A 25,374-nucleotide genomic window follows, 5' to 3' on the forward strand; every position below is an offset into this window, starting at 1 on the left:
ACTTCAATCGTTTGGAGAAATCGTATGAGAAACACTGTTCTCAAAGCCACTTTTATGGCCGCGATGATCGGCATTTCGGCCGGCAAGAGCATGGCGGCTGACTACAAGAAGAACCCGTTCACGCTGGTCTATGACGGTGCGATTACCAAGAATGAGCCGGGCAAGGTCAACATCCATCCGGTGACCTACAAGCTCAACGGCCTGGACATCGTCGCCAACGTTTACACCCCGGCCAGCTACGACCCGAAAAAGGCCTACCCCACCGTTGTGGTGGCGCACCCTAACGGCGGTGTGAAAGAGCAAGTCGCGGGGCTGTACGCGCAGCGCCTGGCCGAACAGGGCTACATCACTATTACCGCCGATGCGGCCTATCAAGGTGGCAGCGGCGGCCAACCGCGCAGCGTCGACAAACCAGCCAACCGTATCGAAGATATCCACGGCATGGCGGACTTCATTACCCAGTACGCCGGAGTTGATGCTCAGCGTCTGGGCCTGCTCGGCATCTGCGGCGGGGGCGGTTACTCCCTGGCCGCTGCCGAGACCGACAAGCGCTTCAAATCGATTGCCACAATCAGCATGTTCAACTCAGGCCGTGTGCGCCGTAACGGCTACGTCGACTCCCAAATGGACACCATACAGGATCGCCTCAAGCAAGCGTCTGAGGCACGCGCCCTGGAAGCTGCCGGTGGCGAGGTTCGTTACTCGGGCGATGCCAACCTGACCGATGAGCAGATTGCCAAATTGCCGTTTGATCTCTACCGCCAAGGTTACGAGTACTACTGGAAAACCCACGCGCACCCGAACTCGACCTTCAAGTACACCACCAGCAGCTTGCTCGACCTGATGCGCTTCGACGCTACCAACCAAATCGAACTGATTGGCCAACCATTGTTGATGATCGCCGGCACCAAGGCCGATAGCCTGTACATGACTGAGGATGCATTCGCCAAAGCCACTGGCACCAAGGACAAAGAGTTCTTCAAGATTGAAGGCGCAACCCATATCGAAACCTACTGGGTACCCAAATACGTCGACGCCGCACTGAGCAAACTCACGCCGTTTTACGCAAGAACCCTCGCGAAGTAACCATTGATACATGTTGAGAGGATTGCAACTGTCTCGAAGCACTCGAGACATGGTTAGATAGGACAATTCAGCGCACCTTTATGAAGGGTCCTCATCAATGTCCCGCGCCAATCTCAACGATCTGCAAGCCTTCGTGATCATCGCTCGCGAAGGCAGCTTTACCCGCGCTGCTGCTCAGCTAGGCGTTTCGCAATCTGCAATTAGCCACACCATGCGCGCCCTTGAATCGCGCCTTGGTGTGCGCCTGCTGACTCGGACAACGCGCAGTGTATCGCCCACTGAAGCGGGTTTGCGCTTGTACAAGTCCATGGCTCCACGGTTCGAAGAGATCGAATTGGAATTGGCGGCAGTCAGCGAGTTTCGCGATACCCCGTCGGGCACCGTACGCATTTCAGCGTCCGAACATGCAGCCAACAACATTCTCTGGCCAAAGCTGTTGAAGGTGCTTCCTGGCTATCCGGATATCCACGTGGAAATCACCGTGGACTACGCCCTCTCCGACATCGTCGCCCAGCGCTACGATGCTGGCGTACGACTGGGCGACCAAGTGGCAAAGGATATGATCGCCGTACCTATCGGCCCTCGGCTGCACATGGCGGTAGTGGCATCACCCGAATACTTCCGCAAGTACACCCCACCTGAAGCCCCTGCAGATTTAGCGGCACACAACTGCATCAACCTGCGCTTGCCAACCCACGGTAGCCTGCTGCAATGGGACTTTGAAAAGGGCGGCCACGAGCTCAAAGCACGTGTCGAAGGTCAATGGACATTCAATAGCAGCGTGCCGATTTTGCGCGCGGCGGTAGCTGGCTGTGGTTTGGCTTTTTTGCCGGAAGACATGGTAGCGAAGGAAATTGCCGAGGGAGCGTTGGTTCGGGTGATGGAGGATTGGTGTCAGCCATTTCCTGGCTACCATCTCTACTACCCCAACCGGCGTGAGCAGTCGTCAGCGTTCGGCGTCGTGGTTGATGCGCTGCGGCATGAACGCTGAGTTTTCCATTCGTATAGCGATCGGCGGCAGATCGAAAATGTCTGCTTTTGGTGATTTATGACCTTCGCCTAGCGGTTGAACTGCCAGGATTTTCCTAGGCGATAAGTGAGTAATTGCATGGTCAGCAAATAGTAATAGCGCGTCGATTCAGTGCGCTGGTTTAGGTGGTGAGTCAAAAACCACGCAAGGTGTTTTCTCTGCCAAGTCCATGGATTGTCGCGTTGCCAGCGCTCAGCGACTGCTGTTTGGATAGTCTTCGCCTGACGCAGGTGGCGTTGGCGTGTGGTATGTGACCCAGTCAAGACGCTCGCCAGGAAGAGTTCCATATCGAATGCCGTGCTCATGCTCGACCACCAATATACGCCGATACCACGCCGATGCGGCCGTGCCCCAGCTCATAGCTGATTTGTAAACGTGCCTCTCGATCAAGGCGCGGATCGAGGTGCCTGCACCTGCCACCGTTGATGGGCGCTAGGTAATGGGTGATCTGCTCATAGCGTTCGCACGCATAGGCCGCCCGTAATTCGTGGAAGCCATTGAGGTTGTGCTGATGGAGGATGTCCCGGGCAGGGCGGACGATTTCCCGTTGAAAATCGAGGTAGCTCTCGTTTTGTGCAAGCAGGTTGTGGCTACCGCCAGGCGAGACCTGTTCGGCAAATCTCAGCGCATCACGAATATGATCATCTACTGTGATCCAGCGGGGTGCCGACGCACCTGAACGGCCACCCTTAGTGCCATTCTGGATGTTGATTTTTCCGTATTGTTCGGCCTCACGTTTGAGGCGCGGAAGGTCGGCCAAGATGGTCTCGCGCAAGCGCATACCGGTTGCTCGCGCCAACTGAGCGATGGCCGCGGCGCGCGGCATTTGGTGTTCGCAGAGCACGTCGACGATCCGCTTCACGTGTTCGCGGTCTTGGCCTTGCGGCACCGAACGACGAACACTGGTGCGCCGCATTCCCAGGGCCTTGCTCGGACTCGGCACCTTCACATACTGATCACCGCGAAGCGCGGCCATGGTTCGGTTCACGCTGGACAACCGATTTTGCGCGGTGGCGATGCAGATAGCCCCTTGTTCAACTTGCTGCCGCAGATGTCCAGCGTAGTTTAGCAAGGTCTGCCGATCAATTTTTCGCGCATCGTTAAACCCGGGACCATCCTCCGACCGACACCAGCGTACAAACGCCTGCCACCGATCACTGTGCGCTTTGACCGTGCCATAATGACCGCCGCCAAAAAGATCACGCAGTGCCTGCGGCCCGGCATAGCTCAGCTGCCGGCCATAGCCGAAATTGCGCCCATCCCGTCTACCGACCAATGCCATGATCAAACTCCTCTCGAAGCCAAACCCTTAAAACCTTCCCCACGTCATCCCGCCACGGAAGTTGAGTGTTATCAGGGATCAAGGCCCCTGCGACCTGTGAGGGTTGTCCACTAACGCGGGACTGGCGGCTCCTTACGACCGGGAGCATGGGCATCTCATGATCTGGCCTCCTGAGCACTTCCGAAGAAGTGGGCGGGTGGAGGCTGCACTGACTGACGAGACCAAGCGCCGCGAGATCCTGAGTCGGGTGAAGGCAGTGGTGCGATGACCGGGGCATGCCTGACTGTCAGTCAGGTGCAGTCCATTCCGTGGGCTGCGGCACCATCATCTGCATCGCTGTTGCTGGTGACTTCTGTGTTTGTCACGCCGATTGTCACGAGGGGGAATGCCGCAAAGCCTTGTACGAGTTGGGCTGCAGCAGCGGTAGGAGCGTTCGTCTCTTCCAGGAAGTAAGAGACGAACGCAGGTTGGCGCAGTGAAATGGCCAAGCGGATAGGTTGCTGCAGGGCAGGAATGTAGAGGTATGAGTTGCCGCAGTGGGCACTCTGGTAGAAGTAGGCATCCATCACATCGCTGTGACTGTGCGAGCCGCCGGACGCTAATCGCACTTGGGGGAGAACCACCACTGAGTGGCGTAGCCTCAAAGGTTCTGGCTACCTGGGTTGCTGTCAACGACAGCACTTGTACGATCTTTTCTACGCCCACGGATAGACAGGGTCAAGGCTCGATTTTCCGAGAACTCTGCGGCTGAAAATGACATTAGCCGTCTATGGAAGTTCGTGGTTTCCAAAAGACGATTGCGGGAGTTTTAAGATTTTTTAAGTGAGGTCCATCCAAAGAGGGCGGCTTTGCAGCCCTCTTTGGATGGACCTGCGTGGACAAGCGGATCACCGAGATATGAAGACCGATCGCTTACTCGGTTGCGCCATGTTTTGCTTTTAGTCGAGTGACGTTCACACCCGTCTGATTGGCGAATTCGCGTGGGCTGACATGCTCCTGCTGATTAGCCTCAAGGTAGCGACTCCACCAGTTCATGATCAGCCTGCGCTCCTCGATGAACTCGGCCTTGTGGATGTAGGCCGCTCGGACGTTGTTGCGCTCCTTGTGGCTCATCTGCCGCTCGATGGCTGTATCCGTCCACAAACCCGACTCGATCAGTGCGCTGCAGGCCATCGAACGAAAGCCATGGCCGCAGATCTCAGTTTTGGTGTCGTAACCCATCTTCCGAAGCGCGCTGTTCACAGTGTTTTCGGACATCGGTTTCCAAGACTTGGTATCGCCTGCGAACACCAAGTCAAATTTGCCTGTGATTGCGTGGATCTGCTCGAGTAGGGCGACCGCTTGCGGTGATAAGGGTACAAGGTGGATGTCCCCGGCCATCTTCGTACCCCTTGTGGAAAAGGGTACGCCTTCCAACGCTGGTCGCGTGTCGGGTATTTCCCAGACGCCACGCTTGAGGTCGAACTCGCTCCAGCGGGCGAAGCGCAGCTCGCTGGAGCGTACAAACACGTGCAGCGAGAGTAAGACCGTCAGCCGGGTAAGTGCGCGGCCTTTATAGGTGTCGATCCGTTCCTGCAATTCAGGCAAGCGCGATAAGGATAAAGCGGGGCGGTGGACGACTCGCGAGGCTTTGATCGAGCCTACGAGGTCATACGCAGGGTTCACGGTGATAAGCCGGAGGCGCTTTGCTTCGCGCATGATGCTCTGCAGGTAGTTTTGTACCCTTAAAGCAATGTCTATCGTTCCGCGCTTCTTGATCGCTTCCAAGGGCTGCATAAGGTCGTGGGTGTCTAGGTCGACAATGGCGCGGGCGCCGATTAGCGGGAAGAGATGGGTTTTGAGGCGGCTCATCACTGTCTTGGAATAGTCTGGTGCCCACTTGGCTGACATTTCCGTGTGCCAGCCGAGGGCAACGCTTTCAAAGGTGCGGCCTTTGATCAGGGCTTGCGTCTTGGCTTGGTTCTTGGCTCCTATGGGATCAATGCCATCCGCCAGCATTCGCTTGACCTCCAAGCGCTTGCGGCGCGCATCTGCGAAGCTAACGATGGGATAGTTGCCGAATGAGGTCAGTCCTTCCCGGCCATCAGGTTTAACGTATCTGAGACGCCAGCCTTTGCGGCCATTGGGTTGGACGAGAAGGTAAAGGCCGTCGCCGTCGAAAAGCTTGTAGGCGCGGTCTGTGGGCTTGGCCGTACGGCAAGCGGAATCGGAGAGTGGAGCAGTGGTGCGCGACATAAGGGTACTCCCTATTATCGAACTGACCTTTATCCCAAACTCTACCCTTAAAACGGCTGGTACCCACCGGAATCCGACGGAACGCCAAAACGAAAAAACCCGCCAGAAGGCGGGTTTTTCGGGTGGTTCAGAGATTTTGGAAGCCTTCTCTGGAACCTTGTCTGGCTCCACGACCTGGACTCGAACCAGGGACCCAATGATTAACAGTCATTTGCTCTACCAACTGAGCTATCGCGGAATGCGCCGTATGTTACTGATTAAAAAGGAGAAGTCAAGCCTTGCCTGGCATTCGGTGGCATTAAACCGGATAGCCGGTTGAATCGGCGTGTTCCTTGGCCAACTCCAGCCAGGCCAAGGCGGCGGGTGGCAGGTGGGCGCTGGCGCGCCAGGCCAGGGCGATGTGCCAGTCGGTGTGGGGTTCGTCCAAGGGGACCAGGGCGATGCCGGCGTGTTGATGTTTGTGCGCCAGCATCCGCGGCAGGAAGGCCACGCCCAGGCCGGCGGCGACCAGGTCGACGATAAAGTCGATCTGCCCGCTGCGGGCGGTCACCTTTGGGGTGACGCCTTTGTGCTCGCAGGCGGCGAGGATCTTGGCGTTCAGGGCGAAGCCCGCTTCGAACAAGATGAACGGCGAGTCCGCCAGGTCGGTGAAGTCGATGCGCGTGTGCGAAGCCAGTGGATGGCTGATGGGCAGCACGGCCATCAGCGGTTCATTGCGCACCGGTTGGTAGTTAAAGTCTTCGTCGACCGGCAACAGCAGGGCCGCCAGGTCGACCTCTCCTGCTTCCAGGCACTCGCGCAGTTTTTTGCTGCCGTATTCGGTGAGTTCGATGTCGATGTCCGGGTAGCGGCTGCGGTAGGTGGCGAACATCGTCGCGAACAGCACACCGCAGCCAACCGGTGGCAAACCGATACGCAGCACGCCACGCTTGAGACCACGCAGGTCGTTGATCTCGGCCACCAGGTTGTTGTGCTCGGCGAGCAGCACCAAGGCACGGCGGTAGGCAATTTCGCCAGCGGCGGTGAGTTCGTTACGGTGGCCAAGACGATTGAGCAGCGGCGCGCCCAATTCCTCTTCCAGGGTCTTGACCGCCTTACTCACGGTGGATTGGGTCAGGGACACCACCTCGGCGGCCTGGGAGAAACCACCCTGGCGCACCACTTCGACAAAGGCACGCAATGTTCTCAAGTTCATCAGTATTCCCTTGGCGACTGGATACCAGTGATAAAAGTTGTTTTTATCATGACAGAAATTTACCTATCCTGATCCGCCCTGCCTCGTGGAGACACCGTTCATGATCATCTCGTCCGCCTCCGACTACCGCGCAGCCGCCCAGCGCAAGCTGCCGCGCTTCCTGTTCGACTACATCGACGGCGGCGCCTACGCCGAACACACGATGCGTGCGAACAGTTCGGACCTGGCCGAGATCAGCCTGCGCCAGCGCATCCTGCGCAACGTGGATAACCTGAGCCTGAAAACCACCGTGTTCGGCCAGGAACTGGACATGCCGGTGATCCTCAGCCCGGTGGGCCTGACCGGCATGTATGCGCGGCGTGGTGAAGTTCAGGCGGCTAAAGCGGCGGCGAACAAAGGCGTTCCGTTCTGCCTGTCGACGGTGTCGGTGTGCCCGATTGAAGAAGTCTCGTCACAAAGCGCGCGGGCGATCTGGTTCCAACTCTATGTGCTCAAGGACCGAGGTTTTATGCGCAACGCGCTGGAGCGCGCACAAGCCGCGGGGGTCACCACACTGGTCTTTACCGTGGACATGCCCACGCCCGGCGCGCGCTATCGCGATGCTCACTCGGGCATGTCCGGCCCGTTCGCCGCGCAGCGACGTATGCTGCAGGCCATGACCAAGCCGCAGTGGGCTTTCGACGTCGGCTTGATGGGCCGCCCGCACGACCTGGGCAATATCTCCAAGTACCTGGGCAAACCCACGCATCTGGAAGACTACATCGGCTGGCTCGCCAACAACTTCGACCCGTCGATCAGTTGGAAAGACCTGGAGTGGATCCGCGAATTCTGGAAAGGCCCGATGATCATCAAAGGCATCCTCGACCCCCAGGACGCCAAGGACGCGGTGAGTTTCGGCGCCGATGGCATCGTGGTGTCCAACCATGGCGGCCGCCAACTGGACGGCGTGCTGTCCACCGCCAAGGCCCTGCCACCGATTGCCGATGCGGTGGGCGATGACCTCACGGTGCTGGTGGACTCCGGCATCCGTTCCGGGCTGGACGTGGTGCGCATGCTTGCCCTGGGGGCCAAGGCGTGCCTGCTGGGTCGCGCCAGCGCCTATGCCCTGGCTGCCGATGGCCAAAACGGCGTGGAAAACCTGCTGGACATTTTCGCCAAAGAAATGCGCGTGGCGATGACCTTGACCGGCGTAACGTCGATTGACCAGATTGACCACACCACCCTGGTAGGCCAGCGGCATTAAGTCGGACATCAGCCAAATAACCGGCGCGCTGATTCAACGACTGCTTTCTGATTAGGGAGTAGTCGTTGTTTTATAAGAACATTTAATAATGTTAAACAAATTGGCATGAATATCGCTCTAACCAATCCCAAGCAGGTTAAGCGATGACAAGACGTGCGGCGGTGCCCAGGGGTTATAACCCACTGCAAAGCGGTCTAAACTGTTACTAATGTTTTACGGAACTGAAGGAACAGTAAGACGCTTGGCACTTGCCACTCTCATCGAGCCTGTAAGACAGCTTAGTGCTTAGAGGCCGATCGCTTATGAAAACACCTACCCAGACCAACGCAATTGACTTCGACAGTGCCAAATTGCAACGCCTGGGGTTTGGTCAGCCATCCCTCCTTCCACGCCGCCCCACGACCCTTGCGCAACTTCGCCAACAGCTCGGCCAGCAATTGCAAACCAGCCTGGAGCCGGAGCGCATCCTCGGCGTGTTCTTCCGCGAGATCCAGCGCCTGGTACCCCTGGACGCCCTGCAATACCGTCATCAAGCCAGCGACCTGCGCCTGGAATTCGGCCATCGCGGCCACCATTCGGTGAGCTACAGCCTGAGCCATGAAGGCGAACACCTGGGCGAGCTGATCTTTCGGCGTAACCAACGGCTGTCGGAAGAGGAGCTCGGCCAGCTCGAATCGCTGCTGGCCCCCCTGCTCTACCCGATGCGCAACGCCCTGCTGTATCGCGCCGCCACCCGCAGTGCCCTGCGCGACCCGTTGACCGAGACCGGCAACCGCATCGCCATGGACCAGACCCTGCAACGGGAAATCGACATGGCGCGCCGGCACCTGAACCCGCTGTCCTTGTTGATGATCGACATCGATCACTTCAAGCGCATCAACGACACCCATGGCCACGCCGCGGGCGATAATGTATTGCGCGCCGTCGCCGCGGCGATCAAGGGCCAGTTGCGTAACGTGGACATGGTGTTCCGGTTTGGCGGGGAAGAGTTTCTGATCCTGCTGTCCAACACCGGCCGAGACGCGGCGGCGATGGTCGGGGAGCGCCTGCGCCAGGCGGCACAGGCCCAAGACTACTGGGCGGATGACACGCGGATCGAATTGACGGTAAGCCTCGGTTGTTCGACCTTACTGGCCGCCGAGTCTGCCGAAAGCCTGCTGCGCCGAGCCGACACCGCGTTGTACGTGGCCAAGCGCGAAGGCCGTAACCGCCTGGCGATGGCGGGGTAACCCCGCCAACGCGCGACACTTCAAGGGTGGCGAGGGAGCAAGCTCCCTCACCACAGGTCAAGCTTCGCTGGCCACCCGCGCCTGGCGCTCACGCATCACTGCGGGGGCTTTCTCTTTCTCCAGGCGCATGCAGCTTTCCAGGAACAGGAACATGTAGTCGTAGCTCTTGCACACGGCTTGGCGCAGTTCTGCCTGCAGTTCCTTGGTCGGGTTCATGCCGGCCAGGGTGCAGATGATTTCCAGCGCTTCCCACGGGTGGGCATCATCGTACTGGGCGTGCATTTTCAGCCACTTCATCGCACGTTTGCGCTCTTCCTCGGGAAAAGCCGCCGCATAGACGCCGGTGGAACACACCACGGCGGACCATTCCCCGGTCGCCCCTTCGATCGCGTAGTTGGTCGCGGCGATGGCCACGATCAGCGAATCGGCGGAGCTGGTGTGCCAGCACCAATGGCTCAGTGCATGCAACTCCGGCGGTACGTTCTGGGCCTGCAACTCCTCCAGGCTCACACCATGGGCACGGGCCCAGTGCACCCAATAGTCGGCGTGGTTGAGTTCCACGCGAATATTGCGCATCAGCCAGCGGCGCGCCATGTCTTCCCCAGGATGGCGGGCAAATTTGGTCTTGGTGAGGTTCTGTGCCATGTACAAGGCAAACTGTTCCACCACTGGCCAGCCACCGATCAGGTAATGGCGCATGGTTTTGGCGCTGAGCGTGTTATCGCGCATGCGCTGGTACAGTTCGTGTTCGACAACTCGACGCTTGCTCTCGCTACAGTCCAGGATCAGTTTCTGAGCCCAGGCGGGGTAACTCGAGGCTTCCATAAGCGGGCCGGTTCTGTTGAATGTGTCGATCACTGTTAAGGCTCCTTTTTAAGTGTGATTGTACAGACCAGCAAATGTTTCAGCGGAATGTGCCGGGCGCCTTGAATAACAGAGGCTGCGGCCGCACAGGTCGACACTGCAAGCTATCAAAGGTAAACAATTGCGGTCGTTCAATCAGGTAGCCCTGAGCGTAATCCACACCAATTTCGAGTAACGCCTGTTCGATTTGCGGTGTCTCGACAAACTCTGCAATTGTGCGCTTACCCATGACGTGGCCGATGTGGTTGATCACTTCGACCATCGCGCGGTTAATCGGGTCGTCCAGCATATCCTTTACGAAACTTCCATCGATCTTCAGGAAGTCTACAGGTAAATGTTTGAGATAGGCGAATGAGGACATTCCGGCACAAAAGTCATCCAACGAGAACTGACAGCCTAAGGCTTTGAGTTCATTAATAAAGCGGATCGCACTGCCCAAGTTTGCAATAGCGCTGGTTTCGGTTATTTCAAAACAGATCATGCCGGGCGGAATTGCGTAAGTATGAAATTTCTCACGCAAAAATCCGAGAAAGTCATCATCACCAATAGTTATGCCTGACAGATTGATCGCACACATGGCCATAGGGCGACCCGGACGCTCGTGCAGGCAACGGGCGATGATCTTGAACACATTCTCCACCACCCAACGGTCCAGGGATGTCATCAGACCGTAGCGCTCGGCGGCCGGGATAAAGCTGTCGGGCAAGATGATGCGCCCGGCTTCGTCGTGCAGGCGCAGCAGGATCTCGATATGCCCATCACCACCGTCGGTCTGCCCCAGGGGTGAGATTTCCTGGGCATACAGGCAGAACCGGTTCTCTTCCAAGGCCATGTGCAGACGCTGCACCCAGGCCATTTCGCCAAAGCGCAGCGACAGTTCCGAGTCGTCGGCGTGGTACACCTGCACACGGTTGCGGCCCTTTTCCTTGGCCATGTAGCACGCCATGTCGGCAGCGCGCAGTGAGGTTTCCAGGGTGGTCGGGGTGTGCCCCAAGTGCACCAGGCCGATGCTGACGGTGGTCATGAACGGCCGGCCTTTCCACACAAAGTGCAGGCTTTGCACGGTATGGCGCAGGCTCTCGGCGATTTTTTCCGCCACCGCCGCCGGACAATTCTCCAGCAGGATGCCGAATTCATCCCCGCCCAGGCGCGCCAGGGTGTCGCCTTCGCGCAGGTCCGATTGCAGCAGCGCGCAGATATGCCGCAGCAGCTCATCACCCGCCGCGTGGCCACAGGTGTCGTTGACCAGCTTGAACTGGTCCAGGTCAAGAAACATCAAGGCATGTCGCCCGCCGTACTGCTGAGCGGCAGGATGCAGCACCTGTTCCAGGCGGAACTCGAATTCACGACGGTTGGCCAGCCCGGTCAGGGCGTCGTGAGTCGCCTGCCAGGACAGGTTGGCAATGTATTGACGCTCCTGGGTCATATCATGCAACACCAGCACCGCCCCGGTGACTTTACCCCCGCTGCGGATCGGCGCGCCCACCAGGGTCACCGACACCGTACTGCCATCCAGGCGTTGGATGGTTTTCGAATGCTCGCTGCCGCCGCTCAATTGGCCCTTAACGATATGTTCGATCAGGGTAAAGCCATCGGGCTGGGCATTGTCATCCAGCAAGTTGAACAGCGCTGCCAGGGGTAACCCTTGCGCCTGGGCCGAATTCCAGTGGGTCAGCGCCTCGGCCGCCGGGTTCATATAGCTGATGGCGCCGTCGACGTCGGTCGTGATCACGCCATCGCCAATCGACTCCAGGGTGATCTGCGCCCGCTCCTTCTCCTGTTGCAGGGCATCGGCAAAGGCGTGGCGCTGAGCCAGTAACTTATGCGTACGCAACAACGCCAGCACAATCAGGCCGAGCGCCGTGGCCAGGTTGGTGATCAGCAGCAACCCCAGGATCATCCGCGAGCCTTCGCCCAACGCATCACTAAAGGCCTTGGCAGCGGGCGTCACGCCTTCGTTGATGGCGATGATATGCGCCTTCCATTGCTGCACATCGTTGGCGCTGACCTGGTCGCGGGTGATCGAGCTGTGCATCTCACGCGCCAGTTCATCCAATTGCACCAGGTAGCCATCGCCGACGGTCCACAGCTCGATGGCTTTTTCCAGGTAACTGAAATGGCGAAAATTGAGGTACAACCAGATCAGGCTGGAAACGTCATCCGGGTGGTTGCCGCCTTTGAGAATGCCCAGTCGTGCAGCGCTCAGGTCGGGCGTGGGACGGTCCAGGGCAATGCGCAGTTCATGCCCGCCCTGAGGCACGGCAATGGCCTGCTGGTACTTGAGGTAAGTAGTTTCGTCGCGGTTATCGGCGTACAGCGTCAGGTAATAGATGGCGTCTTTCTGGCCCTTGGACCACAGGCTTTCGCCAGCCACATAGCCGCGTACTGCCGAAAGCACGTAAAGACTGACGCAGCCTAACAATGCCTGGAACAGTACGACGGCGATAAAGGGCCAGACAATGCCCAACAGCCTTGGCGTTCCGAGAGTCCGCTTTTGCTTCATGAAGTCCCTTGCACATGCACTGCTGGATACGCACGCGAAAATCCGCTTCTGATAGCTCAGCCTAGGCTAAATCAACGCACTTGTTGCAGGTGTCCATAGAGTTTGGCGTACAGGCCGCCGTCGGCAATCAACTGTTGATGATCACCATCTTCAGCAATGTGACCGCCGTCGAAGACTAATACTCGATCGGCCTGCTTAACCGCCGACAGGCGGTGGGCAATAATCAGTGTAGTACGCCCGCTGAGGAAGCGCGCGAGCGCCTGGTGCAGGTTGTACTCGGTGGCGGCGTCCAGGGCGGAAGTCGCTTCGTCGAGGATCACCACTTTCGGCTCGGCCAACACCATGCGCGCAATCGCCAGGCGCTGACGCTGCCCGCCGGAAAACCGCACCCCGGAACGCCCCACCACACTGTCCAGGCCCATGGGCAATGCCTTGACGGTAGCCTCCAACTGCGCAATTTCCAGTGCCTGCCAGCAGGCTTGGTCACTGCGCTCGCGGCCCATGGTCAGGTTGGCGCGCACGGTGTCGTTGAACAGCGCCGGGTGTTGCAGCACCACGGCGACGTGCTCGCGAATGGTCTCCAGGCCAATTTCCTGCTGGGTGGCGCCGCCAAATCGGATCGTCCCGGCCTGGGGCGTGTAAAGCCCGAGCAGCAGCTGCACCAGGGTGCTTTTGCCGCCACCGCTGGCGCCGACGATCGCCACCTTTTCACCGGGCGCGATGGCCAGGTTCAACTGGTCGAGCACCCGGTCTTCGCCATAGCCGAAACTGAGGCCGCGCACCTCGATGCCCACGGTTTCACGCCCGGTAAACGGGTCTTGGCCCCCGGCGTACTGCGGCTCATCGGCACGCGCCAGCAGTTCGTTGATCCGCGTCAGCGCCCCGCCCGCCGCGTAGTAGGCGTATTGCAGGTTCAGCAGCTGTTCCACCGGGCCGATCATGAACCACAGGTAACTGAACACCGCGAGCATCTGGCCAATGGACAGGTCGGAGAACAGCACCGTGAGCATCGCGGCGGCGCGGAAGATGTCGATACCAAACTGGAACAGCAAACCGCTGGCGCGGCTGGAAGCGTCGGTTTTCCACTGGGAATGGATCGCGTAGTCACGCACCTCCTGGGCACGCTGGCCGAGGCGCCCGAGGAAGAAACCCTGGCGGTTGCCGGCGCGCACTTCCTGAATGGCGTCCAGGGTTTCGGTCAGTGCCTGGGTAAAGCGCGCGGTGCTGTCGTTCTCCAGCTTCTTAAGGTGTTTGACGCGCTTGCCCAACTGCACCGTGGCGTAGATCACCAGCGGGTTGAACAGCAGGATCAGCAAGGCCAGTTGCCAATGCATCCACACCAGAATGGCCGAGGTGCCCACCAGTGTCAGCATCGCCACCAGGAAGCGGCTGAGGGTTTCACCGACGAATTTATCCAGGGTGTCCAGGTCGGTGACCAGGTGCGTGGTGACCGTGCCGCTGCCCAGGCTTTCATATTCGCCCAGGGAAATACGCTTGAGCCGTTCGATCAGGCGCACGCGGATGCGGTACACGATGTCCTTGGCCAGCCGCGCAAACAGCCGCGCCTGCACCACGTTGAATACCAGCGCACCGCAGCGCAGCAGCAGGGTCACCAGCAGCATCAGGCCGATATAGCCCGCCGCCTTCTGCCAACCCAGAGGCAGCGCGTGGTTCATCACGTTCAGGGCCGCATCGCCGTGGCCCAGCAGCACTTCGTCCACCAATAACGGCAGCAGCAAAGGGATAGGAACGCTGCAAAGGGTCGCCAGCACGGCAACGCCGTTGGCGATCCACAGGGATTTCTTGTGGCGCAGGGCCAGCCGGCGGATTTCTGCCCAGGTCAGGCGATCGGTGCGTTGAGGGCGTTCATGCACAGGTTGCCCGCTCCAGCCATCGGCCCAATAACGGCGACAGGTCGGACAACGGCTGGTAACCATTGGTCAGCAGGGCCAACTGGCCATTGCGCTCGGCCAGCAGCGTCGGGAAACCGGCGATGCCCAGATCCTGCACCCACGTAAAGTCGGCAGCGGTGGCGGCGTGTTGCTCGGCACGGTCGAAGGCGCCCGCAAACTCGATACGCGGGATGCCCGCTTGCTCTGCCAACTCCACCAGCACACTGGCCAAGGTCACGTCGCGACCCTCGACATAAAATGCGCGCTGGATCAGCCCCAGCAGCGTCCAGGCACAGTCCGGCGCCAGGCTGCGGGCGGTGACGATGGCGCGGCACGCCGGCTCGGTGTCGTAGACAAAACCATCGGGCAACGCGCCTTCACGCTTGAACGGCTGGCCGGTGGCCTCGGTGACCGCCTGCCAGTGCTCCAGGATGTAGCGCCGGGTGGTTGGCTCCAGCGCCGCACCGCTGCCGGTGCGCAAGCCGCCCACCACCAGGTGCAGTTCCACGCCGGCCGCCTGGGCCTGCTCCACCAACGCCTCGGCCACCGGGGCAAAGCCCCAGCACCAGGAACACATCGGGTCCATTACGTAGAGCAGGCGCGCGGACATGGCTCAGGCCTCGGAAGGGGTTTGCTTGTAGTTGAAACCAATCGGGTGCGGCATGTTGCGGGCCTTGGCCAGCTCGATCTGCTTTTGCCGGTCGATCGCGCTGCGACGGGTTTTCTCCGGCAGCTTATCCCAGCAATGCGGGCAACTGATGCCAGCCACGTAGTGCTCGGAGGCGCGGTCTTCAACGCTCACCGGTGTGCGGCAAGCATGACATTGATCGTAGTCGCCTTCGCTCAAGTCGTGGCGTACGGTCACGCGATTATCGAAAACAAAGCAGTCGCCCTGCCACTTGGTTTCCTCCTGGGGCACCTCTTCGAGGTACTTCAGGATGCCGCCCTTGAGATGATAAACCTCATCGAAGCCTTCGCTGAGCATGTAGCTCGAGGCCTTCTCACAGCGAATGCCACCGGTGCAGAACATGGCGACTTTCTTATGCTTGGCGGGGTCGAAGTTGGCTTTAATGTAGTCGGGAAATTCGCGAAAGCTGGTGGTTTTCGGGTCGATCGCGCCCTCAAACGTGCCGATGGACACTTCGTAGTCGTTACGGGTGTCGATCAACAGCACTTCCGGGTCGCTGATCAGCGCGTTCCAGTCCTGCGGCTCGACGTAGGTGCCAACTTTCTTGTTCGGGTCGACGCCATCGACGCCCAGGGTCACGATCTCTTTCTTGAGCTTGACCTTGGTGCGGTAGAACGGCTGGTCGTCGCAGTAGGATTCTTTATGGTCGATGTCGACCATGCGGGGGTCGGTCTTCAGCCAGGCCATCAGGCCATCAATGCCTTCACGGCTGCCGGAAACGGTGCCGTTGATGCCTTCTTCGGCGATCAGCAAGGTGCCTTTGATGCCGTTGTCGACCATCGCCTGCAACAGTGGCTCGCGCAGTGCGACGTAATCTTCGAGAGTGACGAACTTATACAGTGCCGCCACGACGATCGGTTGAGTCATGGGTGTTCTCTCCAGGTGGCTACCCTCGTAAGGGGTGAACCGGATGCAAAAAAAACGCGCCGACTAAGCGGCGCGTTGCGGATTCTAACAAAATTGGCGACGTTTATGGACCGCCTCTTTACTGTGGCGAGGGAGCTTGCTCCCGCTGGGCGGCGAAGCAGCCCCAACAAGCACATGCGCCAGAGTGTCAGTGCCCGCCGGCGCAGGTCGGCGAGGCCGGGGCTGCGTCGATTTTCGCCCATTCATCAGGCGTGTAGGTATGCAGCGCCAGCGCATGAAACTCGCTCATCAGGTCACCCAGGGTGGCGTAGACCTTCTGGTGGCGCTTGACGCGGTTGAGCCCCTCGAACTGCGGGCTGACCAGCACGGCCTTGAAGTGGGTCTGCAACCCACGGCTGTGCATATGGCTTTCATCCAGCACGCTCAAGTGGTCGGTGCCCAGGGCGGCAAGTGCCGTTTCGATACGCTGTTGCATGGTCATTCCTGCTTACTTCTTCTTGGCCGGTGCGGCAGCTTTTGGCGTCAGCTCGTTGGTCATGTCTTCCAACAGCTTGTTCACCACTGGCACGGCGCTTTCCAGCTTTTGCTGGGTCATCTGGGCCGATTGCTGGGTCAGTTGCGGCATTTTTTCCAGGACTTTCTTGCCCAGTGGCGACTGGTAGAAGGCAACCAGGTCCTTGAGTTCGGATTCGCTGAAGTTGGTGGTGTAGAGCTTGACCATGTCAGGCTTCAGTTTTGGCCAGCCGATAGCCTGGTCCAGGGCGGCGTTGGCCTTGGCCTGGTAGCTGTCCAGTACGGACTGCTTGGCGGCAGGCGCCTTGGTCTGTTCGAAACGCTGGGCGAACATTTGCTGCACTTGCATGTACACCGGGGTACCCAGCTTGTCGGCATGGGCCAGGGTAAGGAAGGCTTCGGCACTGGCGTTGTGGCTGGCGGTATCGGCAAAAACCTGGCCGCTGGCGCAAACCAGAGCAACCGCGGTACAGATGGCACGAAGACGAGTCATCGAGTTTCCTTTTCTAGCAGGCGAGGTAAGACCCCAAGGGCGCCCATTCTGCGCCTAAAAAACGCCATGGCTCAACCCCACGCCTTGTAGGGCCTGGATTTGCGGCGCCCAATCCGATGAAAAGTCTTTTAGGGGAACCCCCAGGGCTCATCACAGCCTAAACTGCGCAAACGAACCTGAAGGAGTGTGCCCGATGAGCCGTATCGAAACCGACAGCCTGGGAGAAGTCCATGTCCCGGATGACGCTTACTGGGGCGCGCAGACCCAACGCTCGCTGGTGAACTTCGCCATCGGCGAACAACGCATGCCCCTCGCGGTACTGCACGCCCTGGCCCTGGTCAAGAAAGCCGCGGCACGCGTCAACGACCGCAATGGCGACCTGCCTGCCGACATCGCCCGCCTGATCGAACAGGCCGCCGACGAAGTGCTGGCGGGTCAACACGACGACCAGTTCCCCCTGGTGGTCTGGCAGACCGGCAGCGGCACCCAGAGCAACATGAACGCCAACGAAGTGATCGCCGGCCGCGCCAATGAGCTGGCGGGCAACCCGCGCGGCGGCAAGAGCCCGGTGCACCCCAACGATCATGTCAACCGCTCCCAGAGTTCCAATGACTGCTTCCCGACCGCCATGAGCATTGCGACCGTACAAGCAGTGCATCAGCGCTTGTTGCCGGCGATCGCGACACTGTCCGGCGGGCTGGCCGAGTTGGCCGCGCGGCATATGAAGCTGGTGAAGACCGGTCGCACCCACATGATGGATGCCACGCCGATCACCTTTGGCCAGGAACTCTCAGCCTTTATCGCCCAGCTCGATTACGCCGAACGCGCGATTCGCAGCGCCCTGCCCGCCGTGTGCGAGCTGGCCCAGGGCGGCACCGCTGTCGGCACCGGGCTGAATGCGCCCCATGGGTTTGGCGAGGCGATTGCCGCCGAACTGGCGGCGCTGTCGGGACTGCCGTTTGTCACGGCGCCGAACAAATTCGCCGCCCTCTCCGGCCACGAGCCGCTGGTGACCCTGCATGGCGCGCTGAAAACCCTGGCCGTGGCCCTGATGAAAATCGCCAACGACCTGCGCCTGCTGGGCTCCGGCCCGCGCGCCGGGCTGGCGGAGGTGAAGTTGCCGGCCAACGAACCGGGCAGCTCGATCATGCCCGGCAAGGTCAACCCTACCCAGTGCGAAGCGCTGTCGATGCTGGCCTGCCAGGTCTTGGGCAACGACGTGACCATCGGCATCGCCGCCAGCCAAGGGCACTTGCAGTTGAACGTGTACAAGCCGGTGATCATTCACAACCTGCTGGAATCGATCCGCCTGCTGGCCGACGGCTGTAATAACTTCCAGGAACACTGCGTGGCCGGGCTCGAACCCGACCCCGTGCAGATGGCCGCACACCTGGAACGTGGATTGATGCTGGTCACAGCGCTCAACCCGCACATCGGCTACGACAAGTCCGCAGAGATCGCCAAGAAGGCTTACGCCGAAGGGTTGACGCTTCGGGAGGCGGCGCTGGACCTGGGCTACCTCACCGATGCGGAATTCGACCAATGGGTTCGACCGCAAGACATGCTGGGCACCTAGCCTAGGACGTCACCCGCAACCGCCGGGCCTTGAGCCCGGCGAGCAACGACGGCGCCAGCGCCACGGTCGCCGAGCCCAGTACCACCACCAACGCCCCGGCATACCCCAGGGCGTTGATTTCTTCGGCCTGCACATATTCGGGCCACAGCCAGGCCGCCAAGGCCACCGCCACAAACGTCACCAGCGGCGTGAGCGACAGCGTCGCACTGACCCGCGAGGCTTCCCAGTGGGCGAGCGCTTCGGCAAAGGCGCCATAGGCCACCAGGGTATTCATGCAGCACGCCAGCAACAGCCAGCCTTGCAGCGGGCTCAGGTCCAGTGCCTCCAAGGGATGTGCCCAGGGCGTGAGCAACAACGCGCAGGTAAGGTAGATCACCATCATGACCTGCAACGAATTCCACGCCGTCAGCAGCTGTTTCTGACCCAGGGCGTAGAACACCCAAATAGAGGTGGCGAGCAGGATCGTCAGTACCCCGGCCGTGTAGGCGCCGAGGGACGTCAGCAACTCTTCCAGGCGCTGATTGAAGAACAGGCCAAAGCCTGCGATCAACACAAACAACCCCAGCACCTGTCCGCGACTGAAGCGCTCCTTGAACACAAACACACTGGCGATCATCAAAAAGATCGGCCCCATCTGCACCACCAACTGCGCGGTGCCGGGGCTGAGCATTTTCAGGCCCACCAGGTACAACACATAGTTGCCCACCAGGCCACACACCGCCATTCCCACCAGCCAGCCGCCCTTGGGGCCTAGCACCTTGCGGCTGGGCAGGCGTTTGGTAAGCGCCAGGTAGATGAACAGGCAACCACCGGCCACGGTCAGGCGAAACCAGGTGACGGTGATCGGGTCCATCACCTGCAGGACCTGTTTGAGTTTGATCGGCAGAATGCCCCAGAGCAGCGCGGTCAGCAGGGTCAGGAGAAAACCATAGACCCAGCGGCCGGAAGAGATGTGCATGAGCGCCCCAAAAGCCAGAGGAAGTGGAGCGGGCATTCTAGGGGCAAGCGCACGGATTGGGCTATGACGCGTTTTAAATGTGGGAGTGGGAGCAGGCTTGGTGTGGTGAGCAGGCTTGCCCTGCGCTGGGGCGCGAAGCGGCCCCAAAACCTACCAATCAGTTCTGCCTGAAAGAACGCGGCGCCTGGGTCAGGGCCGCTTCGCAGCCCAGCGCAGGGCAAGCCTGCTCACCACACCAAGCCTGCTCACTACACAAATCCGCTTCCGGGTCTAGCGCACGGCTTCGAAGAGCCCCGTCGCGCCCATGCCGCCGCCCACGCACATGGTGACGATGCCGTAGCGCAGATTACGCCGCTGCAACTCACGCACCAAATGCCCGACCTGCCGTGAACCGGTCATGCCGAACGGGTGCCCGATGGAGATCGAGCCGCCGTTGACGTTGTACCGGGCATTGTCGATTTCCAGGCGATTGCGCGCATACAGGCACTGGGAGGCGAACGCTTCGTTGAGTTCCCACAGGTCGATATCGGCCACCTGCAACCCCTTGGCCTTGAGCAGCTTAGGCACCGAGAACACCGGGCCGATGCCCATCTCGTCCGGTTCGCAGCCCGCCACGGTAAACCCACGGAAAAACGCCTTGGGCTTGAGCCCCAGGGCCAGGGCTTTTTCCAGGCTCATCACCAGGGTCATCGACGCACCGTCGGAGAGCTGCGAGGAGTTGCCCGCCGTCACCGAGCCGTCTTCGGCGAACACCGGTTTCAAGCCCTGCAAGCTAGCCAGCGTAGTGTCGGGACGGTTGCAGTCATCGCGATCAACGACGCCGTCAAGCACCTGTACTTCGCCGGTGTTCTTGTCCTCGACCTTGTACTTGACCGCCATCGGCACGATTTCATCGTTGAACAGCCCATCGGCCTGAGCCTGGGCGGTGCGCTGCTGGCTTTGCAGGGCATACAGGTCCTGTTCTTCGCGGCTGACGTTGTAGCGACGCGCGACGATCTCGGCGGTCTGGCCCATGGGGAAGTAGAGCCCCGGCACCTGCTCTTTCAACAGCGGGTTGATCAGGTTGTCGGTGTTGACGCTTTTCATTGTCAGGCTGATGGATTCGACACCCCCGGCGACGATGATCTCGCTGCAGCCCGAGGCGATCTGGTTGGCGGCGATAGCAATCGCCTGCAACCCCGACGAGCAGAAACGGTTGAGGGTCATGCCCGCCGTCCCCGTGCCCAGTTGCGAGAGCACCGCCACGTTGCGGCCGATGTTGTAGCCCTGCGCGCCTTCGTTGGAACCGGCACCGACGATGCAATCTTCCACCGTGGCCGGGTCGATGCCGTTGCGGGCGAGCAGCGCATTGACGCAATGGGCCGCCATATCATCCGGGCGGGTCTGGTTGAACTTACCGCGAAAGGATTTGGCCAGGCCGGTTCGCACGCTGTCGACAATCACTACTTCACGCATGGGCTACCTCGATCGTGTGGTGGTTGGATCGAGCATAGAGCCAGCCCTGCGCAACCGCGACGATCATTCACCCGGCGTATACAAAAGCATGGCCAGCGTGCTCGCCCTGCGGTGATCATGGCTGTTGTGGTGATTGAGGCTGTTGTAGTGAGCAGGCTTGCCCTGCGCTGGGCTGCGAAGCGGCCCCAAAACCTGCCAATCAGGTTTGTCTGAAAGGGCGCGGGGCCTGGGTTGGGGCTGCTCCGCAGCCCAGCGCGGGGCAAGCCCGCTCACTACAATAGGCAAGCCTGGCGGCCATTATTTCTTTTTCTTTTTATCGTGCTTGTCGGACTTGGCGAACGCCTCCTCCAAGGCCAGGTTGATGGTGCGCAACACCTTGACGCGCGCCCAGCGCTTATCGTTGGCTTCCACCAGGGTCCAGGGCGCGACTTCGGTGCTGGTGCGGTCGACCATATCGCCCACGGCGGCGCGGTAGTCATCCCACTTGTCGCGGTTGCGCCAGTCGTCTTCGGTGATTTTGAAGCGCTTGAACGGGATCTCTTCACGCGCCTGGAAGCGTTCCAGTTGGGTCTGTTTGTCGATGGCCAGCCAGAACTTGACCACGATCACCCCTGCGTCGCGCAGTTGCTCTTCAAAGTCATTGATCTCGCCATAGGCGCGCAGCCAGTCGGCCGGGGTACAGAAGCCCTCGATCCGCTCCACCAGTACGCGGCCGTACCAGGAGCGGTCAAACACAGTGAACTTGCCCCGTGCCGGGATTTTCTGCCAGAACCGCCACAGGTAAGGCTGGGCACGTTCGTCTTCAGTGGGCGCAGCGATCGGCACGATATGGTACTGGCGTGGGTCAAGCGCCGCCGCCACCCGGCGAATCGCCCCGCCCTTGCCCGCCGCATCGTTGCCTTCGAACACCGTGACCAGAGCGTGCTTGCGCATACGTTTGTCGCGCATCAGGCCGGAGAACCGCGCCTGCTCGGTGATCAGCTGTTCTTCGTAATCGTCCTTGTCGAGGTGCAGCGTCATGTCGAGGCTGTTGAGCAGGCTCATCTGGTCGACAGCCGACGGCAACGGTGCCGGGTTCATGCCGCTCGCCTTGCCTTTGGGCAGTTTCAAGGCGTTTTGCAGGCCTTCGAGCAGGATCTTGCCCACGGTGAGGCTGCGATAGTTGCTGTCAACGCCTTCGATCACATGCCACGGCGCGTAGTCGCGACTGGTACGCCGCAGCACGCGCTCGCCGAAATGCACGAACTTGTCGTAGGTCTCGGACTGCTGCCAGTCCAACGGGCTGATGCGCCAGCTGTGTAACGGGTCATCGGCCAGGGCCTTGAGCCGCGCCTTCATCTGCTTCTTGGACAGGTGGAACCAGAACTTGAAGATCAGCGCGCCTTCGTCGCAGAGCATTTTTTCCAGGCGTTCGGCGCCGGCAATGGCCTGGTCAAGCCGCGCGTCCTTGATCTGCCCATGCACCCGGCCTTGCAGCATCTGGCTGTACCAGTTGCCGAAGAAAATCCCCATGCGCCCTTTGGCCGGCAGTTGGCGCCAGTAGCGCCAGGCCGGTGGCCGGGCGAGTTCTTCGTCGGTCTGCTGGTCGAAAGTGCGCACTTCAATCAGGCGCGGGTCCATCCATTCATTCAGCAGCTTGACCGTCTCGCCCTTGCCGGCGCCTTCGATGCCGTTGATCAGGATGATCACCGGGAAGCGCTTCTGCTGCTGCAGTTCGTACTGCACCTCCAGCAAGGCTTCGCGCAGGGCCGGCACCTCGGCCTCAAAGGTGTCTTTGTCGATGGCGTGACCGATTTCGGCGGATTCGAACATGGGCAGCTCCGTTTCAAGATGGCTCAAGACTAGCGGATTGGGCAACGCCGTGCGGGAGGAAATTCCACGCGTGCTTGCCGTAGGTCAATTCAACGCCTGTTGATCAGCTAGAATGGCCGCCTTGCCTTTGCCTGCTTCTATTGCCTATGAGTCGCCCATGAACCCCGTTACCCACGCCCAGCTCGACTGGGATGAGCAAGGTCGCCCACACTCGCGGGTCTTCGACGATGTGTACTTCTCCGACAAGTCGGGCCTTGAAGAAACGCGCTACGTGTTCCTCGAACAGAACCGTTTGCAGGAGCGCTTCGCCGCCCTGCCGGCCCAGGGCCACTTGGTAATTGGCGAAACCGGTTTCGGCACGGGGTTGAATTTTCTCTGCGCCTGGCAGTTGTTCGAGCAACACGCCGTGGCCGGTGCCCGCCTGCATTTTGTCAGCGTGGAAAAGTACCCGCTGAGCCACGCCGACCTGCAGCGCGCCCTCGCCCTTTGGCCGGAACTGCAGCCGTTTGCCGATCAGTTGCTGGCGCAGTACATCGCCATTCATCAAGGCTTCCAACGGCTGGTGTTGGCTCACGGCCGCGTGACGCTGACGCTGCTGATCGGCGACGCCCTGGAACAATTGCCCCAACTGGACGCCCAGGTCGACGCCTGGTTTCTCGACGGGTTTGCCCCGGCCAAGAACCCCGACATGTGGACCGCCGAGCTGTTTGCCGAACTGGCGCGGCTGGCGGCCCCCGGCTCGACCATCAGCACCTTTACCAGTACCGGCTGGGTGCGCCGCTTGATCAACGCCGCCGGCTTCAAGATGAAGCGCACGCCGGGCATCGGCCACAAGTGGGAAATCCTGCGCGGCGAGTTTCTCGGCTGGCCCGCCGAAACGCCCGCGCCGGAGGCTATCAAACCCTGGTTTGCCCGCCCCGCGCCGCTGCCCGGCGCGCGCACGGCCCTGGTGATCGGCGGCGGCCTGGCCGGCTGCACGAGCGCCGCCAGCCTGGCGGCGCGCGGCTGGCAGGTGACGCTGCTGGAGCGTCACGCGGCGCTGGCGCAGGAAGCCTCGGGTAACCCGCAGGGCGTGCTGTACCTCAAGCTTTCGGCGCATGGCACGGCGCTGTCGCAATTGATCCTCAGCGGCTTCGGCCATACCCGCCGGCTGCTCGAACACCTGCACCGTGGCGTCGACTGGGACGGTTGCGGCGTGCTGCAACTGGCGTTCAATGCCAAGGAGGCCGAACGCCAGGCGCAGCTGGCCCAAGCCTTCGCGCCGGAGCTTTTGCACGTGCTGGATCAGGCGCAGGCCCAGGCGCGCGCCGGCGTGGCCTTGGAACACGGCGGGCTGTTTTTCCCCGAAGGCGGCTGGGTGCATCCGCCGGCACTGTGTGAGTGGCAAGCGTCACATCCGCTGATCACGCTGTTGCAGCATCGCGAGGCCCTTGAGTTGCGCCAAGTCGAAGGCCAATGGCACGCCCACGACGGCCACACCCTGCTGGCCAGCGCCAGCGTGGTGGTGCTGGCCGGCGCCGCCGAGATCAACCGCTTCCCGGTCAGCGCCGAGCTGCCCCTCAAACGCATTCGCGGGCAAATCAGCCGCCTGCCGCAAACCCCGCAAAGCCAGGCACTGGCCACGGTGGTGTGCGCCGAAGGCTACGTCGCGCCTGCGCGCCTGGGGGAACATACGCTCGGCGCCAGCTTCAACTTCGCCAGCGATGACCTCACGCCCAGCACCGCCGAACACCTCGGTAACCTGCAGATGTTGCGGGAAATCTCCATAGACCTGCTGCAACGCCTACACGCCGACACCCTTGACCCCGAGCACCTGCAAGGCCGTGCGGCCTTTCGCTGCACCAGCCCCGACTATCTACCGATTGTCGGGCCACTGGCCGACCGCGAGGCGTTCCACCTGGCCTACGCGGCGCTGCGCAAGGATGCTCGGCAAGTCCCGGACATTGCCTGCCCCTGGCTCGATGGCCTGTATATCAACAGCGGGCACGGCTCACGGGGCCTCATCACCGCCCCGCTGGCGGCAGAGCTGCTGGCCGCCTGGCTGAATGACGAACCGCTGCCCGTCCCCGCCAGCGTCGCCCACGCCTGCCACCCCAACCGTTTTGCCCTGCGGGGATTGATCCGGGGCACGTCCTGAGGGTTTTACACACTGCACGCCTGGGCAAGTCGCCGGTCAGTTGAAGAAGGGCCGCCAGCTTCATCTCGGAACTCAAGGATTGGGGGTGTTTCAGAGGGTACGACAGGCATGGCAATTGTCCGTATGGCAGGTGTTTCGCCAAACCTTATCAACGGGCTTGAGGCTGTTGCGCCTACCTATCTAACCCCCCTCGACTGACGCATCACCGCACTGATGCCCAATCGCCTTATAACCGATCGTTCTAAAACTCCCATCCACCACACGGGTCAGTTTCTCAACGCCCGCCCTTTTTGGCGCACGGCATTTCAACCCTCCC

General features: G+C 60.6%; 21 protein-coding genes and 1 tRNA gene. 6 read left to right on the forward strand and 16 right to left on the reverse strand.

Features of this window, described 5'->3' with window-relative positions; translation table 11 throughout:
- Positions 1–24: 24 nt before the first annotated feature.
- Both ACI512_RS25850 and ACI512_RS25855 read left to right on the forward strand, forming a co-directional pair.
- Positions 25–1,086: an alpha/beta hydrolase gene (locus ACI512_RS25850; protein WP_405121422.1), complete on the forward strand. Its 1,062-nt coding sequence runs from the start codon at positions 25–27 to the stop codon at positions 1,084–1,086.
- A gap of 97 nt (positions 1,087–1,183) precedes the next feature.
- Positions 1,184–2,077 carry a LysR family transcriptional regulator gene (locus tag ACI512_RS25855; RefSeq protein ID WP_169878018.1) on the forward strand — a complete coding sequence of 298 codons (894 nt, stop codon included), beginning with the start codon at positions 1,184–1,186 and terminating at the stop codon, positions 2,075–2,077.
- 68 nt (positions 2,078–2,145) lie between these two features.
- On the opposite strand, the gene ACI512_RS25860 is transcribed toward ACI512_RS25855, so the two are convergent.
- From ACI512_RS25860 to ACI512_RS25885, 6 genes are all read right to left on the reverse strand, one after another.
- Positions 2,146–2,421 (reverse strand): hypothetical protein, encoded by a 276-nt coding sequence (locus ACI512_RS25860; RefSeq protein ID WP_236380697.1) that lies wholly within the window; start codon positions 2,419–2,421, stop codon positions 2,146–2,148.
- Positions 2,418–3,398 (reverse strand): integrase domain-containing protein, encoded by a 981-nt coding sequence (locus tag ACI512_RS25865; RefSeq protein ID WP_169878020.1) that lies wholly within the window; start codon positions 3,396–3,398, stop codon positions 2,418–2,420. The genes ACI512_RS25860 and ACI512_RS25865 overlap by 4 nt, the downstream gene beginning before the upstream one ends.
- 290 nt (positions 3,399–3,688) lie before the next feature.
- Complete coding sequence (locus ACI512_RS25870; RefSeq protein ID WP_169878021.1) at positions 3,689–3,964, reverse strand: hypothetical protein; 276 nt, start codon at positions 3,962–3,964, stop codon at positions 3,689–3,691.
- A gap of 346 nt (positions 3,965–4,310) precedes the next feature.
- The gene (locus tag ACI512_RS25875) at positions 4,311–5,633 is read right to left on the reverse strand and encodes an integrase arm-type DNA-binding domain-containing protein (RefSeq protein ID WP_236380695.1); all 1,323 of its coding nucleotides are present in this window, start codon (positions 5,631–5,633) and stop codon (positions 4,311–4,313) included.
- Between the two features lie 162 nt (positions 5,634–5,795).
- Positions 5,796–5,871 (reverse strand) — tRNA-Asn (locus ACI512_RS25880).
- Positions 5,872–5,931: 60 nt separating this feature from the next.
- Positions 5,932–6,828: a LysR family transcriptional regulator gene (locus ACI512_RS25885; RefSeq protein WP_236380694.1), complete on the reverse strand. Its 897-nt coding sequence runs from the start codon at positions 6,826–6,828 to the stop codon at positions 5,932–5,934.
- A 100-nt stretch (positions 6,829–6,928) separates the two neighbouring features.
- On the opposite strand from ACI512_RS25885, the gene lldD reads away from it, so the two are divergent.
- Both lldD and ACI512_RS25895 read left to right on the forward strand, forming a co-directional pair.
- Positions 6,929–8,071: an FMN-dependent L-lactate dehydrogenase LldD gene (gene lldD / locus ACI512_RS25890; protein WP_236380693.1), complete on the forward strand. Its 1,143-nt coding sequence runs from the start codon at positions 6,929–6,931 to the stop codon at positions 8,069–8,071.
- Between the two features lie 302 nt (positions 8,072–8,373).
- Positions 8,374–9,300: a GGDEF domain-containing protein gene (locus ACI512_RS25895; RefSeq protein WP_043205693.1), complete on the forward strand. Its 927-nt coding sequence runs from the start codon at positions 8,374–8,376 to the stop codon at positions 9,298–9,300.
- A gap of 57 nt (positions 9,301–9,357) precedes the next feature.
- On the opposite strand, the gene ACI512_RS25900 is transcribed toward ACI512_RS25895, so the two are convergent.
- From ACI512_RS25900 to ACI512_RS25930, 7 genes are all read right to left on the reverse strand, one after another.
- On the reverse strand, positions 9,358–10,125 hold the full coding sequence (locus ACI512_RS25900) for a TenA family transcriptional regulator (RefSeq protein WP_252120936.1): 768 nt from the start codon (positions 10,123–10,125) through the stop codon (positions 9,358–9,360).
- A gap of 79 nt (positions 10,126–10,204) precedes the next feature.
- The gene (locus ACI512_RS25905) at positions 10,205–12,667 is read right to left on the reverse strand and encodes an EAL domain-containing protein (protein ID WP_046036075.1); all 2,463 of its coding nucleotides are present in this window, start codon (positions 12,665–12,667) and stop codon (positions 10,205–10,207) included.
- 71 nt (positions 12,668–12,738) lie between these two features.
- The gene (locus tag ACI512_RS25910) at positions 12,739–14,541 is read right to left on the reverse strand and encodes an ABC transporter ATP-binding protein (RefSeq protein WP_236380692.1); all 1,803 of its coding nucleotides are present in this window, start codon (positions 14,539–14,541) and stop codon (positions 12,739–12,741) included.
- Positions 14,534–15,136, reverse strand: coding sequence for a DsbA family protein (locus ACI512_RS25915; protein ID WP_175538081.1), 603 nt, complete (start codon positions 15,134–15,136; stop codon positions 14,534–14,536). The genes ACI512_RS25910 and ACI512_RS25915 overlap by 8 nt, the downstream gene beginning before the upstream one ends.
- Positions 15,137–15,172: 36 nt before the next feature.
- Positions 15,173–16,114: a rhodanese-related sulfurtransferase gene (locus ACI512_RS25920; RefSeq protein WP_046036072.1), complete on the reverse strand. Its 942-nt coding sequence runs from the start codon at positions 16,112–16,114 to the stop codon at positions 15,173–15,175.
- A 187-nt stretch (positions 16,115–16,301) separates the two neighbouring features.
- Positions 16,302–16,595 carry a BolA family transcriptional regulator gene (locus ACI512_RS25925; protein ID WP_015885082.1) on the reverse strand — a complete coding sequence of 98 codons (294 nt, stop codon included), beginning with the start codon at positions 16,593–16,595 and terminating at the stop codon, positions 16,302–16,304.
- Positions 16,596–16,601: 6 nt separating this feature from the next.
- Positions 16,602–17,120 carry a DUF2059 domain-containing protein gene (locus tag ACI512_RS25930; RefSeq protein WP_015885083.1) on the reverse strand — a complete coding sequence of 173 codons (519 nt, stop codon included), beginning with the start codon at positions 17,118–17,120 and terminating at the stop codon, positions 16,602–16,604.
- Positions 17,121–17,313: 193 nt separating this feature from the next.
- Between ACI512_RS25930 and ACI512_RS25935 the strand changes: the two genes are divergently transcribed.
- A complete protein-coding gene (locus ACI512_RS25935; protein WP_236380688.1) occupies positions 17,314–18,696 on the forward strand; it encodes a class II fumarate hydratase in 1,383 nt (460 codons plus the stop codon).
- Between the two features lies 1 nt (position 18,697).
- On the opposite strand, the gene ACI512_RS25940 is transcribed toward ACI512_RS25935, so the two are convergent.
- From ACI512_RS25940 to pap, 3 genes are all read right to left on the reverse strand, one after another.
- Positions 18,698–19,654, reverse strand: a complete 957-nt coding sequence (locus ACI512_RS25940; protein WP_064052776.1) for a DMT family transporter — start codon at positions 19,652–19,654, stop codon at positions 18,698–18,700.
- Between the two features lie 270 nt (positions 19,655–19,924).
- Complete coding sequence (locus tag ACI512_RS25945; RefSeq protein ID WP_064052775.1) at positions 19,925–21,109, reverse strand: thiolase family protein; 1,185 nt, start codon at positions 21,107–21,109, stop codon at positions 19,925–19,927.
- A 297-nt stretch (positions 21,110–21,406) separates the two neighbouring features.
- Positions 21,407–22,921 (reverse strand): polyphosphate:AMP phosphotransferase, encoded by a 1,515-nt coding sequence (gene pap, locus ACI512_RS25950; RefSeq protein ID WP_015885087.1) that lies wholly within the window; start codon positions 22,919–22,921, stop codon positions 21,407–21,409.
- Between the two features lie 157 nt (positions 22,922–23,078).
- Between pap and mnmC the strand changes: the two genes are divergently transcribed.
- A complete protein-coding gene (mnmC, locus tag ACI512_RS25955; protein WP_236380684.1) occupies positions 23,079–25,058 on the forward strand; it encodes a bifunctional tRNA (5-methylaminomethyl-2-thiouridine)(34)-methyltransferase MnmD/FAD-dependent 5-carboxymethylaminomethyl-2-thiouridine(34) oxidoreductase MnmC in 1,980 nt (659 codons plus the stop codon).
- The last annotated feature ends 316 nt before the right edge of the window (positions 25,059–25,374 follow it).

The organism is Pseudomonas petroselini (assembly GCF_045037875.1).
GTDB lineage: Bacteria > Pseudomonadota > Gammaproteobacteria > Pseudomonadales > Pseudomonadaceae > Aquipseudomonas > Aquipseudomonas petroselini.

Bases quoted from the DNA above. Each gene is read 5' to 3' on its own strand.
- ACI512_RS25850 (WP_405121422.1), top strand. From the start codon at position 25: ATGAGAAACACTGTTCTCAAAGCCACTTTTATGGCCGCGATGATCGGC.
- ACI512_RS25855 (WP_169878018.1), top strand. From the start codon at position 1,184: ATGTCCCGCGCCAATCTCAACGATCTGCAAGCCTTCGTGATCATCGCT.
- ACI512_RS25860 (WP_236380697.1), bottom strand. From the start codon at position 2,421: ATGAGCACGGCATTCGATATGGAACTCTTCCTGGCGAGCGTCTTGACT.
- ACI512_RS25865 (WP_169878020.1), bottom strand. From the start codon at position 3,398: ATGGCATTGGTCGGTAGACGGGATGGGCGCAATTTCGGCTATGGCCGG.
- ACI512_RS25870 (WP_169878021.1), bottom strand. From the start codon at position 3,964: ATGGATGCCTACTTCTACCAGAGTGCCCACTGCGGCAACTCATACCTC.
- ACI512_RS25875 (WP_236380695.1), bottom strand. From the start codon at position 5,633: ATGTCGCGCACCACTGCTCCACTCTCCGATTCCGCTTGCCGTACGGCC.
- ACI512_RS25885 (WP_236380694.1), bottom strand. From the start codon at position 6,828: ATGAACTTGAGAACATTGCGTGCCTTTGTCGAAGTGGTGCGCCAGGGT.
- lldD (WP_236380693.1), top strand. From the start codon at position 6,929: ATGATCATCTCGTCCGCCTCCGACTACCGCGCAGCCGCCCAGCGCAAG.
- ACI512_RS25895 (WP_043205693.1), top strand. From the start codon at position 8,374: ATGAAAACACCTACCCAGACCAACGCAATTGACTTCGACAGTGCCAAA.
- ACI512_RS25900 (WP_252120936.1), bottom strand. From the start codon at position 10,125: ATGGAAGCCTCGAGTTACCCCGCCTGGGCTCAGAAACTGATCCTGGAC.
- ACI512_RS25905 (WP_046036075.1), bottom strand. From the start codon at position 12,667: ATGAAGCAAAAGCGGACTCTCGGAACGCCAAGGCTGTTGGGCATTGTC.
- ACI512_RS25915 (WP_175538081.1), bottom strand. From the start codon at position 15,136: ATGTGTTCCTGGTGCTGGGGCTTTGCCCCGGTGGCCGAGGCGTTGGTG.
- ACI512_RS25920 (WP_046036072.1), bottom strand. From the start codon at position 16,114: ATGACTCAACCGATCGTCGTGGCGGCACTGTATAAGTTCGTCACTCTC.
- ACI512_RS25925 (WP_015885082.1), bottom strand. From the start codon at position 16,595: ATGACCATGCAACAGCGTATCGAAACGGCACTTGCCGCCCTGGGCACC.
- ACI512_RS25930 (WP_015885083.1), bottom strand. From the start codon at position 17,120: ATGACTCGTCTTCGTGCCATCTGTACCGCGGTTGCTCTGGTTTGCGCC.
- ACI512_RS25935 (WP_236380688.1), top strand. From the start codon at position 17,314: ATGAGCCGTATCGAAACCGACAGCCTGGGAGAAGTCCATGTCCCGGAT.
- ACI512_RS25940 (WP_064052776.1), bottom strand. From the start codon at position 19,654: ATGCACATCTCTTCCGGCCGCTGGGTCTATGGTTTTCTCCTGACCCTG.
- ACI512_RS25945 (WP_064052775.1), bottom strand. From the start codon at position 21,109: ATGCGTGAAGTAGTGATTGTCGACAGCGTGCGAACCGGCCTGGCCAAA.
- pap (WP_015885087.1), bottom strand. From the start codon at position 22,921: ATGTTCGAATCCGCCGAAATCGGTCACGCCATCGACAAAGACACCTTT.
- mnmC (WP_236380684.1), top strand. From the start codon at position 23,079: ATGAACCCCGTTACCCACGCCCAGCTCGACTGGGATGAGCAAGGTCGC.